Origin of the sequence: Microbacterium sp. (assembly GCF_041641055.1) — a bacterium.
Lineage (GTDB): Bacteria > Actinomycetota > Actinomycetes > Actinomycetales > Microbacteriaceae > Microbacterium.
In genome coordinates this window covers 1-16,816 of sequence record NZ_JBEPZB010000005.1, presented here as the reverse complement: position 1 = coordinate 16,816, position 16,816 = coordinate 1, and the positions used below count along the sequence as shown (strand labels likewise).

General features: G+C 68.8%; 18 protein-coding genes. 16 read left to right on the top strand and 2 right to left on the bottom strand.

Translation table 11 applies throughout. The annotated features are described in order from the left end of the window. Positions 1 to 14: 14 nt before the first annotated feature. Together ACESK8_RS04505 and ACESK8_RS04500 are read left to right on the top strand one after the other, a co-directional pair. On the top strand, positions 15 to 1,058 hold the full coding sequence (locus tag ACESK8_RS04505; RefSeq protein WP_372967468.1) for a hypothetical protein: 1,044 nt from the start codon (positions 15 to 17) through the stop codon (positions 1,056 to 1,058). 28 nt (positions 1,059 to 1,086) lie between these two features. Beyond that, positions 1,087 to 2,106: an alpha/beta hydrolase gene (locus ACESK8_RS04500; RefSeq protein WP_372967467.1), complete on the top strand. Its 1,020-nt coding sequence runs from the start codon at positions 1,087 to 1,089 to the stop codon at positions 2,104 to 2,106. Here ACESK8_RS04500 and ACESK8_RS04495 read toward each other — a convergent pair. Together ACESK8_RS04495 and ACESK8_RS04490 are read right to left on the bottom strand one after the other, a co-directional pair. Continuing rightward, on the bottom strand, positions 2,097 to 2,732 hold the full coding sequence (locus tag ACESK8_RS04495; RefSeq protein ID WP_372967466.1) for a GntR family transcriptional regulator: 636 nt from the start codon (positions 2,730 to 2,732) through the stop codon (positions 2,097 to 2,099). The two genes, ACESK8_RS04500 and ACESK8_RS04495, sit on opposite strands and share 10 nt — an antisense overlap. A 429-nt stretch (positions 2,733 to 3,161) precedes the next feature. After that, complete coding sequence (locus ACESK8_RS04490) at positions 3,162 to 3,650, bottom strand: YajQ family cyclic di-GMP-binding protein (protein WP_372967465.1); 489 nt, start codon at positions 3,648 to 3,650, stop codon at positions 3,162 to 3,164. A 188-nt stretch (positions 3,651 to 3,838) separates the two neighbouring features. Between ACESK8_RS04490 and ACESK8_RS04485 the strand changes: the two genes are divergently transcribed. The 14 genes from ACESK8_RS04485 to rpsG form a co-directional block, all read left to right on the top strand. After that, positions 3,839 to 5,047, top strand: coding sequence for an extracellular solute-binding protein (locus tag ACESK8_RS04485; RefSeq protein WP_372967464.1), 1,209 nt, complete (start codon positions 3,839 to 3,841; stop codon positions 5,045 to 5,047). Between the two features lie 67 nt (positions 5,048 to 5,114). Further along, positions 5,115 to 6,719: an ABC transporter permease subunit gene (locus tag ACESK8_RS04480; RefSeq protein ID WP_372967463.1), complete on the top strand. Its 1,605-nt coding sequence runs from the start codon at positions 5,115 to 5,117 to the stop codon at positions 6,717 to 6,719. A gap of 1 nt (position 6,720) precedes the next feature. Continuing rightward, positions 6,721 to 7,644 carry a sugar ABC transporter permease gene (locus ACESK8_RS04475; RefSeq protein ID WP_372967462.1) on the top strand — a complete coding sequence of 308 codons (924 nt, stop codon included), beginning with the start codon at positions 6,721 to 6,723 and terminating at the stop codon, positions 7,642 to 7,644. 38 nt (positions 7,645 to 7,682) lie between these two features. Continuing rightward, complete coding sequence (locus ACESK8_RS04470; RefSeq protein WP_372967461.1) at positions 7,683 to 8,015, top strand: PadR family transcriptional regulator; 333 nt, start codon at positions 7,683 to 7,685, stop codon at positions 8,013 to 8,015. After that, positions 8,012 to 8,665 (top strand): hypothetical protein, encoded by a 654-nt coding sequence (locus ACESK8_RS04465; protein ID WP_372967460.1) that lies wholly within the window; start codon positions 8,012 to 8,014, stop codon positions 8,663 to 8,665. Before ACESK8_RS04470 ends, ACESK8_RS04465 begins: the two co-directional genes overlap by 4 nt. A 62-nt stretch (positions 8,666 to 8,727) precedes the next feature. After that, the gene (locus tag ACESK8_RS04460) at positions 8,728 to 8,880 is read left to right on the top strand and encodes a hypothetical protein (protein WP_372967459.1); all 153 of its coding nucleotides are present in this window, start codon (positions 8,728 to 8,730) and stop codon (positions 8,878 to 8,880) included. 130 nt (positions 8,881 to 9,010) lie between these two features. Then, positions 9,011 to 10,024 carry an ABC transporter gene (locus ACESK8_RS04455; protein WP_372967458.1) on the top strand — a complete coding sequence of 338 codons (1,014 nt, stop codon included), beginning with the start codon at positions 9,011 to 9,013 and terminating at the stop codon, positions 10,022 to 10,024. Positions 10,025 to 10,032: 8 nt separating this feature from the next. Next, positions 10,033 to 10,527, top strand: a complete 495-nt coding sequence (locus ACESK8_RS04450) for a hypothetical protein (RefSeq protein WP_372967457.1) — start codon at positions 10,033 to 10,035, stop codon at positions 10,525 to 10,527. A gap of 60 nt (positions 10,528 to 10,587) precedes the next feature. Next, positions 10,588 to 11,235, top strand: coding sequence for a spermidine/putrescine ABC transporter substrate-binding protein (locus ACESK8_RS04445; protein ID WP_372967456.1), 648 nt, complete (start codon positions 10,588 to 10,590; stop codon positions 11,233 to 11,235). A gap of 100 nt (positions 11,236 to 11,335) precedes the next feature. Beyond that, the gene (locus ACESK8_RS04440; RefSeq protein ID WP_372967455.1) at positions 11,336 to 11,812 is read left to right on the top strand and encodes a DUF2975 domain-containing protein; all 477 of its coding nucleotides are present in this window, start codon (positions 11,336 to 11,338) and stop codon (positions 11,810 to 11,812) included. Continuing rightward, positions 11,812 to 12,033 (top strand): helix-turn-helix domain-containing protein, encoded by a 222-nt coding sequence (locus tag ACESK8_RS04435; RefSeq protein ID WP_372967454.1) that lies wholly within the window; start codon positions 11,812 to 11,814, stop codon positions 12,031 to 12,033. Before ACESK8_RS04440 ends, ACESK8_RS04435 begins: the two co-directional genes overlap by 1 nt. Next, entirely contained in the window at positions 12,030 to 15,812 is a 3,783-nt protein-coding gene (locus tag ACESK8_RS04430; RefSeq protein ID WP_372967453.1) for an SCO7613 C-terminal domain-containing membrane protein, read from the top strand. The genes ACESK8_RS04435 and ACESK8_RS04430 overlap by 4 nt, the downstream gene beginning before the upstream one ends. A 219-nt stretch (positions 15,813 to 16,031) precedes the next feature. Next, on the top strand, positions 16,032 to 16,400 hold the full coding sequence (rpsL, locus tag ACESK8_RS04425; protein ID WP_013584051.1) for a 30S ribosomal protein S12: 369 nt from the start codon (positions 16,032 to 16,034) through the stop codon (positions 16,398 to 16,400). Positions 16,401 to 16,405: 5 nt separating this feature from the next. Further along, a partial coding sequence (rpsG, locus tag ACESK8_RS04420) for a 30S ribosomal protein S7 (RefSeq protein WP_372967452.1) occupies positions 16,406 to 16,816 on the top strand: 411 nt, incomplete at its 3' end.

Sequence of the window (16,816 nt, the reverse complement as noted above, 5' to 3'; positions counted from 1 at the left end):
CCTAGGCTGAGCGCATGCGACTGCGCTCTCTGCTCGTGCTCGGCACGGCCGCTCTTCTCCTCATGTCCGGCTGCGCCCCGGAGCCGACTCCGATACCGACGGCATCGCCGTCCGAGTCGACGTCTCCGACTCCGACTCCGACCCCGACGCCCGATCCGATCGTCGAGCCGGATGCCGCGTTCGATGTGACGTGCGACGACGTCGCGGTCGAGATGGCAGCCCTCGTCGGCGAGCCCTCGACCCCCGTGGAGCCGGTGATGTCGGCGATCTCGACGCCGGGCTGGCTGCCGGGCCCCGGGCAGTACATGTTCCAGCGAGCAGGGGGCATCGCGTGTTCTGCGGGTGATGACGGGAGGCACTGGGAAGTGACGATCGTCCCGGATGCGCCGACCGTGATCGCCGGTGCCGAAGAACGTCAGGGGTGGTCGGGCGAGCGGGCCGAATGCAGCGAGGGGGGCTGTCAGTTCGAGCTGGTGGATTCCGACGTCCTGCTCTCAGCAGCCGTCTACGATCCCGCGCTCGGTGCCGACGATACGGGCCTCGTCGAGGAGAGCCTCCGGCGGCTGGTCGCACGGGCTGCGGCGACCGTGCGCGAGGTGGAGTACGTCGACAGCGACGTCGTCGGTGCTTCGTGCGAGCACTTCGTCACCCCCGAACAGGTGGCCGAACGGGCAGGCGAGGAGGTGGTCGTCTTCAGTGACTTCGGCGGATGGGGAATTCCGGCAGAGGTGTACCGCTACGTCAACGGCTCGCGCATCTGCTACTACACCTCCGCAGACGGTGACCTCGGCTCCCTGCGGAGCTATCTGATGCTCACGACGCTCCCGGCCGGGGCGTGGGCCTTCGAGCGCCTCGGCGGCGAGCCCGTCGAGGTCGAGGGCGCAGACGCCGCCAAGGTCAGCGCAGGGGAGCACGGTGAGAAGATCCTCGACATGCGCGTCGGCCCCGACTGGATCCGGCTCATGACCTATGACAACGGCTCAGGAGCGAGCGATCCGCTTCCGCTCGCCGAGACGGTCGCGCGCAACCTCACCGTCGGACACACCGCTCCCGAGTAGCCCGAACACCGTCGGATAGCCTGGCGGCATGCCTGACTGGATACCGGACGTCCTCGGCGACGAGTTCGAGCAGTTGACGCTCGAGCTCGCCGATGACGACGAGGGTCAGGTCGTCGCGACTCTCGTCCGCGCACTCCCAGGCCGGTCGCGCTGGTGGGAACGCCTCACGCGGGAGCGTGGCGCGCTGGAGGATGTCGACGTCCTCTACATCCACGGGTGGTCGGACTACTTCTTCCAGAAGCGGCTCGCGAGGTTCTGGACATCGAGGGGTGCCCGATTCTTCGCCCTCGACCTCCGCAAGTACGGGCGCAGCCTCCGCGACGGCCAGACCCCCGGCTACATCACCGACCTCGCCGCCTACGACGAGGACATCGCCGCAGCACTGCAGGCCATGGGACGCGGGGATGAGGGTGCGGAGTCCGGCCGCCGGCTGATCCTCCTCGGACATTCCACGGGTGGCCTCACCCTCAGCCTGTGGGCATCCAGACACCCGGGGGCAGCGGATGCCGTGGTCCTGAACAGCCCCTGGCTGGAGTTCCAGGTCGCGTCGGCGCGGCCGCTGATCGCGCCCGTCGCGGAGCTGCAGGCGCGCTGGGCACCGCGAGAGGTCGCGCCGCAGGTGGACCTCGGGTTCTACACTCGGGCGCAGCAGGAGGTCTCCGATCCGGACGACCCTGTCGAGGTGAATCTGCTGTGGCGCCCGGCTCAGACCATGGCCGTGCACGCAGGGTGGTTCCACGCGATCCTCAGCGGGCACGCCAGGGTCGCCGCCGGGCTCTCGGTCGACGCACCGGTATGCGTGCTGCTCTCGGCGCGTTCTGCGACTCCGACGAGGTGGTCCGAGGACCTCACGCGCGCCGACTCGGTCCTCGTCGTCGACGACATCGCCCGAGCCGCGCTGAAGCTCGGCCCCTCGGTCACCGTCGAACGCATTGACGGTGCGCTGCACGATGTCTTCCTCTCTCGCCACGAGGCGAGAGAGGAAGCGTATCGACGTCTCGACCGGTGGGTCAGAGGGTGGTCGGCAGTGCGCGAGCGTCAGACATAGTGCATGAGGCGGGCGAATCGCTCGGCCTCGTCGGCGTCGCCTCGCAGCACAGCGTCGTGGAAGTCCCTGTAGACCTGGAGCATCCGCTCCCGGTCGTCTTCGGGAACGCTCCATCCGCGCAGGTTGCGGAACAACGCCATGCTCGCGTCGTTGATCAGCACCTGATGCTGGAGGTTGCGGCTGCGCTCGCTCAGGAACGAGAACACCGCCCACCGCGTGTGGGAGATGTGCACGTCGTCGTCGAGTCTGGTGTACATCTGCTCGATCAGAGACGCGAGACTCCGCCGCTCGTGCGGTGACATCCTGGCGACCCCCATCCGGGCCGCCATCCCGGCCTGATACCCGGCGAACTCAAGCGTCTGCTCGACGATCTCCGGTGTCACCGCGGTGACCTCCGTGTATCGGCTCGGATACATCGTCACGAGTCCGAGGCGCTCGAGGCGCTGTAACGCCTCTCGCACCGGAGTCCGTGACACATGCAGCTCTTCGGCGACGTCGACATCGCGGATGCGATGTCCGGGTTCCAGCACACCTTCGACGATCTGCGCGCCGATGTGCTGGAAGACCTCCTCCGCTAAGAGCTGCTTGCTTTCTCGAATGCTCGTCAATGAGCTGTTGTTGCTCATGGATTGCCCCCAGTTGCTTTCCAGATCCAGGCCCCCCATGATGTGCCCGGACGGCCACTACATCACGAAGTAGATCGCGATGCCAACAATCCACAGATGCACTTTCGGCGGGTGCCGCACACCCCCCGGCGGTGCGTCATCGCGGGATTCGATTCGGACGACTCTCCGGTCGTCGAGTCGTCACACCCGTCGACCGGTGGCGACGGCGCGCCGAGTGAGCCCTACCTCGACTCGACGCTGACATGGCGACGGTCGCACCCGCGCGGCGCGCGAGAGCGGTTCGGCAATGCCATGGATCGCCGGATGGTCTGTCGCATCGGGACGCGACAGCATCCAGTCTCTGGTACGCCCACCCATATATCGGAATGCGATCGCCGGACACAGCGAAGGGGGCGGATGCCGCGCATCCGCCCCCTCTCGTCGTGCGTGTCAGCGGTAGTTGATGAACTGCAGGTCGAGATCGAGGTCGGCGCCTTTGAGCAGCGCGATCACGGACTGGAGGTCGTCGCGGCTCTTGGACTGCACGCGCAGCTCGTCGCCCTGGATCTGACTCTTGACGCCCTTCGGGCCTTCGTCGCGGATGAGCTTGTTGATCTTCTTGGCGTTCTCGGACGAGATCCCGTCCTTGAGGGAGGAGACGATGCGGAACTCCTTGCCGCTCGCGAACGGCTCGCCGGACTCGAGGCTCTTCAGCGAGATCCCGCGCTTGATGAGCTTGGTCTGGAAGACGTCGAGAACGGCCTTCGCGCGCTCCTCGGTGGCGGCGATGATGAGGATCTGCTCGCCGCTCCAGGCGATCGACGCTCCCGTGCCCTTGAAGTCGTAGCGCTGCTCGATCTCCTTGCGGGCCTGGTTGAGAGCGTTCTCCGCCTCCTGGTGATCCACTTTCGAGACGATGTCAAATGAGCTGTCAGCCATACGCAAAGTGTATCGACACCGACGTTTCCACGCTCGCGTGGAAGCGTTTCCAGACTGTTTCATCCGGGAGCTCGCGGTCACGGCTTGATATCGAAGCTCGTTTGCATTGCGAACCTCAACGTTCTCGTTGCATACTGTAAGCGCTTGCAGTCCATGCAGGCCCACTGTACTCAGAGAGGCACACACCAATGAAGGTGAACAAGAGGGGCATCGTCGCCGCCGGCGTCATCGCGATCGTTTCGACTCTTTCCCTGGCAGGCTGCTCGACCGCGACCGACGGCGGCGACTCGTCCGAGGGCGAGAGCGGCGGCACGCTGACCGTCTGGGTCGACGCCGAGCGCGTCGATGCGCTGAAGAGCGCGGCCGAGTCCTACGAGGACAAGACCGGCGTCAAGGTCAAGCTCGTCGGCAAGTCGGTCGACGACATGAAGGACGACTTCATCCAGCAGGTCCCCACCGGCAAGGGCCCTGACGTGGTCATGGGCGCGCACGACTGGCTGGGCGAGCTCTCCACCAACGGCGTCGTCGCCCCGCTCGAGCTCGGCGACTCGTCAGAGGACTACCTCCCGGTCGCGCTCCAGGCGGCCACCTACGACGGCACCGTCTACATGCTCCCGTACGCGGTCGAGAACATCGCGGTGCTGCGCAACGCCGACATGGTCCCCGAGGCTCCGTCGAGCTTCGACGACATGGTGTCCCAGGGCACGTTCGTCGTCGAGCAGGGTGCCGAGGGCAACCCGTACCACCTCTACCCGTTCCAGACCGCCTTCGGTGCGCCGGTCTTCGGCACCGACGACAGCGGCAGCTACGACTCGACCGACCTGCAGCTCGGCAGCGAGGGCGGCACGGCGTTCGCCGACTGGCTGGCGGCACAGGGCGCGGCCGGCACGCTGAACACCGACATCGACGGCGAGATCGCCAAGCAGCAGTTTCTCGACGGCACGGCCGCCTTCTGGCTGACCGGTCCGTGGAACGTGGGGGCAGCGACCGACGCCGGCATCAACGTCGCGATCGACCCCGTGCCCAGCCCCACCGGCGAGACCGCATCGCCGTTCGCCGGCGTGAAGGGCTTCTTCGTCAGCTCCGAGTCGAAGAACAAGGTCGCGGCGAACGACTTCCTCGTCAACTACATCGGCACCGAAGACGTCCAGCTCGAGCTGTTCAAGGCCGGGAACGTCCTTCCCGCGCTGACCGCGGCGGCCGACTCCGCGGCATCCGACCCGATCATCGCCGGCTTCCAGGCCGTCGGTGCGGACGCGGTGCCGATGCCGGCGATCCCCGCGATGGGCTCCGTCTGGGAGTTCTGGGGTGTCGCAGAGGCAGCCATCATCAACGGCTCCGACCCGGCGACGACGTGGCAGAAGCTCGTCGACGACGTGACCGCGGCGATCAAGTAACACACTCACGCACCAGCCCTGCCGGGGCGGACCTCGTCCGCCCCGGCAGCTCGACGACGGGGACGAGATGACAGAGACCGCTGAGCCCACGGCTCCACTCACCAGGCGCCAGCGCCAGGCCACCAGGATCGCCGAGGCGGCGTCGGGGCCGATCGGCTGGATGCTGCTGAAGATCCTGCTCCTCGCCGTCGTCGACGCCATCGCGCTGTACGCGGTGTTCGTGCTCGTCGGCCAGCAGGAATGGCTCGTGCTCGGCCTCGTGGTCGCGGTCACCGTGCTGGTGAACTACATCTACTTCTCGCGGAAGCGGGTCCCGGCCAAGTACCTCACCCCCGGCATCATCTTCCTGGTCATCTTCCAGGTGTTCACGCTGCTCTACACCGGCTACATCGGCTTCACGAACTACGGCACCGGCCACAACGGCACCAAGGACCAGGCGATCTCCTCGCTGCTCGCCTCCGCACAGGAGCGTGTCGAGGACTCCGCGACGTATCCGGTGACGGTGGTCGAGCAGTTCGGGACGTACGGACTCCTCGTGACGGACCCTGAGTCCGGGGATGCCCTGCTGGGCACCGCCGAACAGCCTCTGCAGGAGGTGGACGCCGAGTTCGCCGGTGGCCAGGCGGTCTCGGTCGACGGGTGGACGACGCTTCCGCTCGCGAAGGTCTTCACCCTCTCGGAGGAGCTCGAGAAGCTGTCCGTGCAGTTCAGCGAGGACCCCAATGACGGGGCGCTGCGCGCACCGGACGGTCAGAAGGGCTACCTCTACGTCTCCACCCTGGAGTACGACGCGGATGCCGACACCATCACCGACACGACCTCCGGCACCGTCTACTCCGACACCGGCGAGGGGGCGTTCGCTGCCGAGGACGGCACGGAGCTCCTGCCGGGCTGGCAGACGACCGTCGGGTTCGACAACTTCGTCCGCGCGGTCAGCGACGAGTCCATCCGAGGGCCGCTCATCTCGGTCACGATCTGGACGTTCGTCTTCGCCCTGCTCTCCGTCGCCACGACGTTCTTCCTCGGGCTGCTGCTCGCCCTGGTGTTCAACAACACCCGGATGCGGTTCCGCAACGGCTACCGGATCATCCTGATCCTCCCGTACGCGTTCCCCGCCTTCCTCTCGGCCCTGGTGTGGGCGGGCATGATGAACGAGAGCTTCGGGTTCATCAACCAGGTGATCTTCGGCGGAGCCGAGATCCCGTGGCTGACCGATCCGACCCTCGCGAAGGTGTCTGTGCTGCTGGTGAACCTGTGGCTCGGGTTCCCGTACATGTTCCTCGTCTGCATGGGGGCGCTGCAGGGCATCCCCGAGGATGTGAACGAAGCCGCGGTCATGGACGGCGCCAATCCGTGGCAGGTCTTCCGCCGCATCAAGCTGCCGCTGCTGCTCGTGACCGTCGCGCCGCTGCTGATCTCGTCGTTCGCCTTCAACTTCAACAACTTCAACCTGATCTACATGCTCACCAAGGGCGGTCCCCGCTTCGACGACGTGAGCATCCCGGTAGGACATACCGACATCCTGATCTCGATGGTCTACAAGGTCGCCTTCACCGGGCAGACCCGCGACTACGGACTCGCCTCCGCATTCACGATCCTGATCTTCATCGTGGTCGCGACGATCTCGATCGTCAGCTTCCGCAAGACCAAGGCCCTCGAGGAGCTGAACTGACATGAGCACCACGGACATCAGGACCGCAGCCACGACGACGCCCGAACGCCGCATCGCCCCTCGTCGCCGAAGTGTCGGCGCCTGGTTCGCCGACACCGGGTGGCGTCACGTCGTCGCGATCGTCGTCAGCGCGTTCGCGCTCTTCCCGCTGCTGTACGTGTTCTCGGCCTCCCTCAACCCGCGGGGAACGCTGACCGGCTCGAACCAGCTCTTCTCGGCCTTCGGCATCGACAGCTACGTGCGGATCCTGAGCGATCCGCAGAACCCCTACGCGAAGTGGTTCCTGAACACCCTGATCATCGCCGTCGTGACGGGCGCGGTGACCGTGTTCATCGGGGCACTGGCCGCATATGCCTTCTCGCGCATGCGGTTCGCCGGACGTCGGATCGGCCTCGTGACGATCGTGGTCGTCCAGATGTTCCCGCAGCTGCTCGCCGTGGTCGCGATCTTCCTGCTGATGTCGACCCTGGGGGACTGGTTCCCGGCCATCGGCCTGAACACGCACACGGGCCTCATCCTGGTCTACCTCGGCGGAGCCCTCGGCGTGAACACGTACCTGATGTACGGCTTCTTCAACACCCTGCCGATGGAGCTGGACGAGGCTGCCCGCATCGACGGCGCGGGCCATGCCCGGATCTTCTTCACGATGATCCTGCCCCTGGTGGCGCCGATCCTCGCCGTCGTCGCGCTGCTCTCGTTCATCGGGACGGTCAACGAGTACGTGATCGCGAGTGTCATGCTCGTCGACGTCGACCAGCAGACTCTGGTCGTCGGCCTCACGAAGCTCGTCGCCAACCCCCGCTACGCGGACTGGTCCGCGTTCTCGGCGGGTGCCGTCATGGCGGCCATCCCGGTGATGATCCTGTTCCTGTTCCTGCAGCGCTACATCGTGGGCGGACTGACGGCAGGCGCCACGAAGGGCTGAGCGAGCAGTAGCGTGCGTCGCATGCTAGCTTGTGACGCATGACAGGCGACATCGGTGCGCAGATGCGCAAGGGCGTCGTCGAGTACTGCGTGCTCGGCCTGCTCGGGCGCGAGCCGATGTACGGCTGGCAGCTGTCGGATGCGCTGACGCAGGCGGGGCTCATCGCCAGCATCGGCACGCTGTATCCGCTGCTCGGTCGGCTGCGGGACAACGGCTGGGTGACCACCTTCGACCGGCCGTCGGAGAGCGGTCCGGTGCGCCGGTACTACCGGCTCACGGATGCGGGGATCGAGCAGCTGGCTCGCTTCCGCGCGCAGTGGGCCCCGTTCGCCCGTGTCGTCACGGGCATCGTCGGAGAGGCACGATCATGACCCGGACCACCGCGAACAGCATGCGCGACGACTACCTGGCGCGTCTCGACGAGGCGATGCGAGGCCTTCCGCACGGCGTCGCCGCCGACATCCGCGGCGGGATCGCCGAGGAGCTCGAGGGCCTGGATCCGGCGGCGACGACCGAGCGCATCGTGCGGTTGGGCGATCCGGAGGCCATCGCGAAGGAAGCGCACCAGGCGCAGTCGGCGGACGGCGTGACGCCCGCCTCCGCCGTACCGGTGCCCCGCATCGCGGCGACGAGCACGCGCGGGTTCGCGATCGCCGCCGCCCTGACGCTGAGCTTCGGCGGCTTCGTCGTGCCGATCGTCGGCTGGTTCGTCGGTGCGGTGCTGGTGAGTCTGAGCAGCCTGTGGAAGACGGGGGAGAAGGTCGTCGCGATCGTGGTGCCCTTCGTGTTGTGCGCGCTGTCCGGCATCCTGGTGTCCGCGATGGGATTCTCGTCCTGGACGAGCACCGGGGACTCCTCGTCGGGCGACACCGGCTCGGGCGGGGCGCTCGAGGGCGTGAACCCTCTCGTCCCCGCCTGGTACGACCTGATCTGGTACGGCGCGATGATCCTCGGTGTCGTCCTCATCCCGCTGTCCGGACTCTGGCTCCTCTGGCGTCTGCGCGGTCGAGCGGGGCGCTGAGTCCCACCCGTTCGTCGGCGTTGCGTCTCGGTGCCGATGGCCGCCGGCTCTAGCCTGGGAGCATGGCACGGGTCGCAGGACGCAACGTGGCGATCAGCTGGATCGCCGGGGTCCTGTGCGCCGGCGTCGTGCTCGCGCTGGTCTGGTTCTCGATGCCGATCGTCCCGGTGATGGCGTCCTTCGTCGGCGACGCACTGCGCTCCGCCCTTCCCTGACGCCGGGCGCGCAGACGACGTGCCTGGGCAGGGCGCGCATGGGCTCTGCGACACGTCGGCACGCCTCCCTTCCGGGGTGGCGAGGCGGCGGTAACCTCGCAGAGCACACTTCCGATGAGAGGCGCACCCCATGAGTGACCCCGAGGTTCCACAGCCCGAGCGGCCGAAGGACGTCAACGACGTCGTCGACAGCGCGAACGCTGGACTCGACGCCGCCGCCGCCGCGGGTGCCGGCGTCCCCGGCACGCCCGCCGCCACATCCTCCGACGCGGATCGACCGACCACGACCGAGCCCGCCGTCGACCCCGATCTCGCCGCATTCGAGGCTGCCGAGAACGAGCACCCCGGCACCTTCGCGACGCCGGAGCTGAACGACCCCAAGTACCTCGACGACGACACGGACACCCGGGCATCGTCGTGGAAGTCGGATGCCGATGCGACCGCGGTCTACACGCCTCCGGCCGCACACGAGCAGTCCGCCATGGCAGGGGCGGCCTACTCGTCGGCCGACGACACCGAGACGCGCATCGTGCCCTCGGAGCCCGCGGCGTCCGAGCCGATCGTCGCCCCGGTCCAGCAGCAGCCGATCTTCGTCCAGGCCCCCGAGCCGCCCCGTGAGCGGGGCAACCGGGGCACGGCAGGCGGCATCGGCCTGCTCGCCACGCTCGTGTTCGCGATCCTCTACCTCGGAGCGACGCTCGGTCTCGGCGCGATCGCCGGTGACGTCGACGGCACGAACATCGGCGAGGCCGCACTCGCGCCGCTGACCACATGGGGTTTCTGGGTGCCCGTCGTCGTGTTCTTCCTGGGCTTCTGGCTGCTCGGTGCGTTCATCAACCGTGGTCGTTGGGGCCTCTGGGTGGTCTTCGGCATCATCGTCGGTCTGATCGCCTACGGCGGGCATATCCTCGGCGCTCTGTTCGAGGCTCCGTTCTGGCTCCTCACGGCCAGCGAGGGCAACGAGCTCGTCGGATCCCAGCTGTTCCACCCGCTCGCCATCGCCGCTTTCGTGTTCGGGCGCGAGCTCACGATCTGGTTCGGTGCCTGGGTGGCTCGCAGCGGAGCACGCAAGACCGAGCTCAACGCCGAGGCGCAGCGCGAGTACGAGCGCACGCTCGAAGCGGGCCCGACTCTCTCGAGGTAATCACGGTCATGTCGTCACAGAACCCCCGCGGGCCCGAGTCCGCGGGGGTTTCTGCCGTCCTCGCGTTGGTGCTCGCCACGATCGGCTTCTTCGCGCTGGCGGTGTTCGGCCTCGGCGCGGTGAGTGTAGCGACGGACCGCGACATCATCTCGGTGCCGGGACTCGGACCCGTTCCCGGAGCCGTCGGGATGCTGGCGGCCGTGCTGGTGTTCGCACTCGGGCTCGGAGTCGCGCTGCGGCGATCGCCCGCAACAACCTTCCTCTCGGTCCCCGGTATCGCCCTGGCGACCGCGCTGGCTCACCTGGCGGCCCTCTGGATCGGCGTGGCGGTCGCCAGCGGCGACCTCATCGTCGCCACGGCGGTCGCCGGGGGACTGGTGGTCGGCGGCCCGAGCGCGGTGATGTTGGGGGCTGCTGCGATCGCCGCGTGGGGCGGCATCGCCCTGCGGCGGACGAAGGCCGAGCATCCGCAGTGGCCCTGGGAGCGGGACGACGACGAATAGCGCCCCGCCGCGAGCGCGGAAATTGAGGCGAGGTGCGCACCGGCACCGTACGCTCTAAGGGTGGAGCGCTCGTTGGAGACGCAGGTGGGCCAGGCCGTGGAGGCCTGGTTGCGCTGGGTGCCGCGCTGGGAGCCGGCCACCCACCGAGGTCGGGTCGCGCCATGTCGCCGCTGCCTCGGGTCGCCCATCCTGTCGGCGGCGGGGATCGGCTCGAACACGCCGCACGGCGTGCAGCACGGTCTCTCGACGCGGATCAAGACGATCGTCGACCACGCGGTCGCCGAGTACACGGCGCGGAACCTGCCGATGCTGCAGCGGGAGCTCGACCAGCAGGCCGCCCGCAACCGCGCCCGCAGCTATCGTCCCGGCGACGGTCTCGACCCCGAGTTCGACGGGCTGCCGCTGGATCCTGAGCCGGTGCCCGGCGCGCCGTTCCTGTTCACCATCGCGGGCATGGCCGACGACGCGGTCGCCGACCTGCCGCCGCTGCCGCCGCTGAGCGACGAGGCGAAGGTGGCGCTCCGCCAAGAGGTCGCTCTCGCCGACGAGTACGCCAACATGGTCGGCCGGGAGATCTGCAGCATCCTGCTCCGGCACCGCATCCACATCCAGTCGGCGATCTCGCAGCACGTCGAGCCGCAGATCGAGGCGCTGCTGGCCGAGCTGACCGATTCGCTCGACTCGCCGTTCGACCCCGACGCGTCCTAGTCTGCGGATCCGCTGAGAGCACCGCCCTCACGGTGGCGATCGGTTTGCGCCCCTGTGTATCGTTTTTCGATAGATACCCATTGGCGATCGATAGGCAACCATGCATCCTCGTGTCTCGCGCATCCTTCAGGCGCTGATCATCGTCCTCGTCGGACTCCTGCTCGCAAGTCAGCTGCTGGTGATCCCGGAGGTCGCGCGCATCACGGCTCTGCGCAACCCCGATGTCGCCTGGCTGGAGGTGCCGGGGATCATCGGCGCCGTGCTCTTCATCGCGCTCATCCAGGTGACGCTGGTGTGCATCTGGTTCCTGCTCTCGCTCGTGCAGGCCGACCGCATCTTCCGGGTCGAGGCGTTCCGCTACGTCGACATCATCCTCGGCGCGCTCGTCGCCGCCGGCATCGTGATCCTCGCCTCGTACGTGGTCATCGTCGCGAGTCGCGCGGTCTCGCTGTCGCTGACTCTGCTCGCGGTGCTGGGGGTCGTGGTCAGTGCCGCGCTCGCGCTCCTCGTCGTCGTGCTGCGCGGCTTGCTCCGCAAGGCTCTCGAACTCGAACAGGACCTCTCGGAGGTCGTCTGATGCCGATCGTCATCGACCTCGACGTCCAGCTCGCCATGAAGAAGATGAGCGTGCAGGACTTCGCCGACGCCATCGGCATCACGCCGGCGAACGTGGCGGTCCTGAAGAACGGTCGCGCGAAGGCCGTCCGCTTCACCACCCTCGAGGCGATCTGCCGCGTACTGGAGTGCCAGCCGGGAGACATCCTGCGCTGGGTCCCGGATGCCGAGGAGCCGTCATGACCTCGGTGAGCGCCTCGTCCGCCGCTGCGGAGACGACGACCTGGGGTGAGGCGGTGGCCAGGCAGCTGCTCGACGGGTCTCGATGCCCGGTCTGCGCCGCTCCGTTGGACACCGGATGCTGCGGCCGATGCGGTGCCGACCTGCGTGGTCCGATCGGAGCCGAGGTGTGGGGTGCCTCGCTCGAGGCCGCCGCAGCGGTGCGTGCTCGCGAGAACCTGATGAGGCGCGTGCCCGTGCTCCCGGTGGGAGGACCGACGAGCAACCTGTCGGTGGCCCTGCCGGTGACGAGCTCGGCGGCGATCCACGTCTCCACGGCGGGATCGACGAGCGTGTCGCCGCAGGCGGGGAGCACTGCGGCGCCATCGGTGTCGCCGCCGTCCCTGCCGCCGACCGGCGCGCGGTCGTCGGGGTCGTCGGCGCCTCAGGGCAGCGCGACCCTGCAGTCGGTGCTCGCGACTGCGGGTGCGGGCCTGTTCGCGGTCGCGGCGATCGTGTTCACGTACTTCAACCCCGATCTCGCCGACCGCGCGCTGCGCAGCGTCATCGTCGGACTCATCACCCTGCTGTTCGTGGGCGGCGCCTGGCTGCTGTCGCGACGGGGACTGCGGTTCTCCGCCGAGGCCGTCGGCGGCCTCGGGCTCGTCTTCGCCGGTCTCGACGTGCACGCGGTGGCTCAGCTCGCAGCTCCCGAGGTCGACCCGTGGGCCACCGCGGCGGCCGTCACCGCGGCGGTCTCCTCCGTGGTGCTCGCTGCGGGCCGTCGCCGCGGCATCCGCGTCTGGCAGTGGGCTGCCGTCCTCGCACTCTCTGCGGCCCCGGCCATGCTCGGCATCGCCGGGGGGACACCGCTCGCGGCTGCAGCGGGGGCCATCGGAGCGGCCTTCGCCGCTGCGGCGGTCGTCGAGTGGATGAAACCATCTGCCGTCGATCGGGTCAGCCTGACCGTCGTGCAGCTGATCGCGTCGCTCAGCGCGCTGCTGCTGCTGACGCGTCTCGACACGGGCGACACCACGACGACGCTGTTCACCGCGAGCGGGCTGCTCGTGCTGATCGCGGTGCACGCCGTGATCGCGGCCGGGATCATGATCGCCCCGCTGTGGTCGTTCGGCGCAGGCGTCGCAGGAGCGGTCGCCATCGTCCTCGCCGTCTATGCGGTGCCCGCCATCCGCGAGGTCGAAGTGTCGTGGTACTTCGCGATCGTGCCGGCGGCGGCGTCCCTCGCGCTCGTCGTGGTCGGAGCGCTCGTGCCGGTGCCCGCTCGGGTGCCGCGCGTCTATCTGGCCGGGGGAGCGTTGACCGTGCTCGCCGTGCCGTCGCTCGGTCTGATCATGGTCGCAGGGCTGACCGGGGCGAGTACCGTGCTCGCGTTCGTCCGCCAGACCTCGCCGGCAGGTGCCCAGGGGCTCGCCGAGTGGGGCGCGCCGCTCGGACTCGCCGCGATCGGCGCGGGTGTGGGGATCTTCGGAGCGCTTGCTCGCGAGCACCGCGGCCTCGCGCCGCTCGCCGCTCCCGCCGCGCGGGTCGCACTGGCCTTCGCCTGCCTCGCCGTGCTGGTGCTCGGGTGCGCGGGGCTCCTTCTCGCCCCGTTCGCCATCGCCGTCCTCCTCGGCTCGGTCGTGCTGGTCGCCGCCGTGCTGCGAGGGATGCCGGCGCCGGCCGTCGGCAGGGGCATCCGTCCGATCCTCCTCGTGGCTGCGCATCTCTCGCTCGCGGCGGCGGTGATGGTCGCCTGGCGGGATGCCTCCGTCGTGCCCGTCGCGGGAGTGGCGACCATCCTCGCGCTCGCAGGCCTCGCCGCAGCGCGCCCGACGCGCTGGCGGTTCCTCTACGTCGGAGGAGGGTTCGCCTACGCCCTGATCCTCATCTCCACCGCGCTCGACCAGGCGGGCGTCGGAGGCATGGCGCAGCTCTGCCTCACCGCATCCGCAGGTCTCCTCGTCGCGATCGGCGCGACCTATCTGCCGCGGATCGGTGCTCGACCGTGGCAGGCGATCCTCGTCGTCTCGCTCGTGCCGTTCGGGATCGGGGTCCTGCAGGTGGTCGTCGAACGCAGCGGCTGGACGGCGCTCTCGACCGGTCTGATGTTCGTCCTCGCGTTGAGCCTGCTGCTCACCCGTCGACCGGGACTCACCCTGACCGTGCGCGCGGCGGCTGCGGCGATGCTGGTGCCGACTCTCGCGGTGGTCGTCGTGTGCCTCGGCGCGCAGATCCTCGCGTCCAGCGGCTCTCCCGTCGTGCTGCCCGTCGTGGCGGTGCTGGTCGCGCTCGCGCTCGCGTCGTCGTCGGTCCTGCGCGATGTTCTCCTCTCCCGCGGGCACGATCGCGTCGCATCGAGCGCCGCACGGATCGCTTTCGAGACGTCCACCCTGCTCACCGCGGTCATCGCCGTCGGGCTGGCCGTCGGTCGGGAGGCCGCGGGACTCGGGACGACGCTCCTGGTCCTGCTGATCGTGGCGGCCGGGGCCGTCGCCGCCGCTCGGTTCGCCGGCCGCCGATACGCGTGGGTGGTCGCTGCGGTCTGCCTCACCGGTGCGCTGTGGTGCGTCTGGGGCATCGCGCGGGTGGACCTCCTCGAGGCGTATCTGCTGCCCCCGACGCTGGGTGCGGCCGTCGTCGGCACGCTGCTCACCCTCCGTGGGCGCCGGGCGACGGCTCTCGTCAGCGCGGGACTCCTCGTCGCGATCGCCCCGATCGTCGCCGTGGTGGCGCTCACCCCCGTCGAGGTGGACCAGCCCGGCCTCGCGTTGCGGGCCGGCGGGCTCCTCCTCGCGGCCTGGGCGCTGCTGGGTCTCGACGTCAGCCTGCGCCGCACGGATGCCGGTGCGAGGCGCCGGCGTCTGCGGGCCCTTCGCGTCCCGATCCTCGGTGCGGCATCGCTCGCGGCCGTCGCTGGGCCCGCCCTCGGCGTCCGGCTCGGACTCGACTCCGGCCTCTCGACCGGACTGCACGGTCTCGGACTCTTCCTCGCGTGCCTGGGTGCGAGCGCGGCCGGAGCCGCGGCGCTGTATGTCGCCGCTCGCGGGATCAGGAGGGCCGCGGCCGAGGGATCGACGCTGCGCACCACGCGATGGCTCGAAGCGCCGGCGGCTCTCGCTCTCGCTGCGGGCACATGGTGCGCGATCGAACGGGACTGGTCCTCGATCTGGCCGATGTGGATGCTCATGATCGCCTCTCTCGTCGCGATGGTGCTGGTGGCTGCGAGAGTCCTGCGCGGGCCGACCACGGCGCCTCCGGTCTGGTTCCTGTTCGCGATCGCCTTCGTCACCGGGATCGTCGCCTGGAGTCCCCGGGACCTCAGGGTCGAGTGGTTCTCGCTGCCGCTCGGCGCGTTCCTCCTCATCGCGGGGGTCCTCGCCCTCCGCCGCGCGCCGGAGGTGCGCCCGGAGGGGCGCGCCACACCGGACAGCTGGCCGGGGCGCTGGTCGGGTTCGTGGGCGCTGCTCGCCCCCGGCATCGTCACGATGATGAGCGCATCGATCGTGTCGACCTTCACCGACCCGCTCACGTGGCGCGCGATCCTGGTGATGGTGCTCGCGCTCGCCGCGATCCTCGTCGGCTCGCGCGACCGCCTCGCCGCGCCCTTCGTGCTGGGCCTCATCGTGCTGCCCATCGAGAACGTGTTCGTGTTCTCGGTGCAGATCGGTCGGGGGATCGAGTCCATGCCGTGGTGGATCACCCTCGCGGTGATGGGAGCGGTGCTGCTGATCATCGCCGTGACCGCGGAGCGACGGACCGGGGAGGATGCAGGGGTCGCGGCGCGCATGCGGGATCTGCGCTGAGCGGGCGGCAGGCGCGGCGCTCATTTGACCGCCACGTTACGCGGCATTACACTTGATCAGGTGTGTGCACGTCTCGACGTGCGCGCTGGGCGTCGGCACCATGCCGGTCCGCCCCCACGGCATACCCACCACCACAAAAGCTCGTCGATTCCGGCGTGCCGGTGGGTCATGATGTGAAACCCATCACGCTGTCACCGTGCAGCATTATGAGGAGAGAACGTGCCAACCATTCAGCAGTTGGTTCGCAAGGGTCGCTCGCCCAAGGTCTCGAAGACCAAGGCGCCCGCACTCAAGTCGAACCCGCAGCAGGCCGGGGTCTGCACCCGCGTCTACACCACCACCCCGAAGAAGCCGAACTCGGCGATGCGCAAGGTCGCTCGTGTGAAGCTCCGCAACGGGACCGAGGTCACCGCCTACATCCCCGGTGAGGGTCACAACCTGCAGGAGCACTCGCTCGTGCTCGTGCGTGGAGGCCGTGTCAAGGACCTCCCCGGTGTCCGTTACAAGATCGTCCGCGGCGCCCTGGACACCCAGGCCGTCAAGAACCGTAAGCAGGCTCGCAGCCGCTACGGCGCGAAGAAGGGCTGAGTCCAATGCCTCGTAAGGGTCCCGCCCCCAAGCGTCCTGTCGTCAACGACCCGGTATACGGCGCTCCGATCGTCAGCCAGCTGGTCAACAAGATCCTGGTCGACGGCAAGAAGTCGCTCGCCGAGTCGATCGTCTACAACGCCCTCCGTGGCGTCGAGGCGAAGAACGGCCAGGACGCCGTCGCCACTCTCAAGAAGGCGCTCGACAACGTGCGCCCCACTCTCGAGGTCAAGAGCCGCCGCGTCGGTGGCTCGACCTACCAGGTGCCGGTCGAGGTCAAGCCGCACCGTGCGAACACCCTCGCGCTGCGCTGGCTCGTCAGCTACGCCAAGGGTCGTCGTGAGAAGACGATGACCGAGCGTCTCCAGAACGAGATCCTCGACGCGTCGAACGGTCTCGGTGCAGCGGTCAAGCGC

Excerpts from the sequence above, each read along its gene's own strand:
- ACESK8_RS04485 (WP_372967464.1), top strand. The coding sequence starts at position 3,839 with ATGAAGGTGAACAAGAGGGGCATCGTCGCCGCCGGCGTCATCGCGATC.
- ACESK8_RS04470 (WP_372967461.1), top strand. The coding sequence starts at position 7,683 with ATGACAGGCGACATCGGTGCGCAGATGCGCAAGGGCGTCGTCGAGTAC.
- ACESK8_RS04475 (WP_372967462.1), top strand. The coding sequence starts at position 6,721 with ATGAGCACCACGGACATCAGGACCGCAGCCACGACGACGCCCGAACGC.
- ACESK8_RS04495 (WP_372967466.1), bottom strand. The coding sequence starts at position 2,732 with ATGAGCAACAACAGCTCATTGACGAGCATTCGAGAAAGCAAGCAGCTC.
- ACESK8_RS04465 (WP_372967460.1), top strand. The coding sequence starts at position 8,012 with ATGACCCGGACCACCGCGAACAGCATGCGCGACGACTACCTGGCGCGT.
- ACESK8_RS04455 (WP_372967458.1), top strand. The coding sequence starts at position 9,011 with ATGAGTGACCCCGAGGTTCCACAGCCCGAGCGGCCGAAGGACGTCAAC.
- ACESK8_RS04500 (WP_372967467.1), top strand. The coding sequence starts at position 1,087 with ATGCCTGACTGGATACCGGACGTCCTCGGCGACGAGTTCGAGCAGTTG.
- ACESK8_RS04460 (WP_372967459.1), top strand. The coding sequence starts at position 8,728 with ATGGCACGGGTCGCAGGACGCAACGTGGCGATCAGCTGGATCGCCGGG.
- ACESK8_RS04480 (WP_372967463.1), top strand. The coding sequence starts at position 5,115 with ATGACAGAGACCGCTGAGCCCACGGCTCCACTCACCAGGCGCCAGCGC.
- ACESK8_RS04505 (WP_372967468.1), top strand. The coding sequence starts at position 15 with ATGCGACTGCGCTCTCTGCTCGTGCTCGGCACGGCCGCTCTTCTCCTC.
- ACESK8_RS04450 (WP_372967457.1), top strand. The coding sequence starts at position 10,033 with ATGTCGTCACAGAACCCCCGCGGGCCCGAGTCCGCGGGGGTTTCTGCC.
- ACESK8_RS04430 (WP_372967453.1), top strand. The coding sequence starts at position 12,030 with ATGACCTCGGTGAGCGCCTCGTCCGCCGCTGCGGAGACGACGACCTGG.
- ACESK8_RS04435 (WP_372967454.1), top strand. The coding sequence starts at position 11,812 with ATGCCGATCGTCATCGACCTCGACGTCCAGCTCGCCATGAAGAAGATG.
- ACESK8_RS04440 (WP_372967455.1), top strand. The coding sequence starts at position 11,336 with ATGCATCCTCGTGTCTCGCGCATCCTTCAGGCGCTGATCATCGTCCTC.
- ACESK8_RS04490 (WP_372967465.1), bottom strand. The coding sequence starts at position 3,650 with ATGGCTGACAGCTCATTTGACATCGTCTCGAAAGTGGATCACCAGGAG.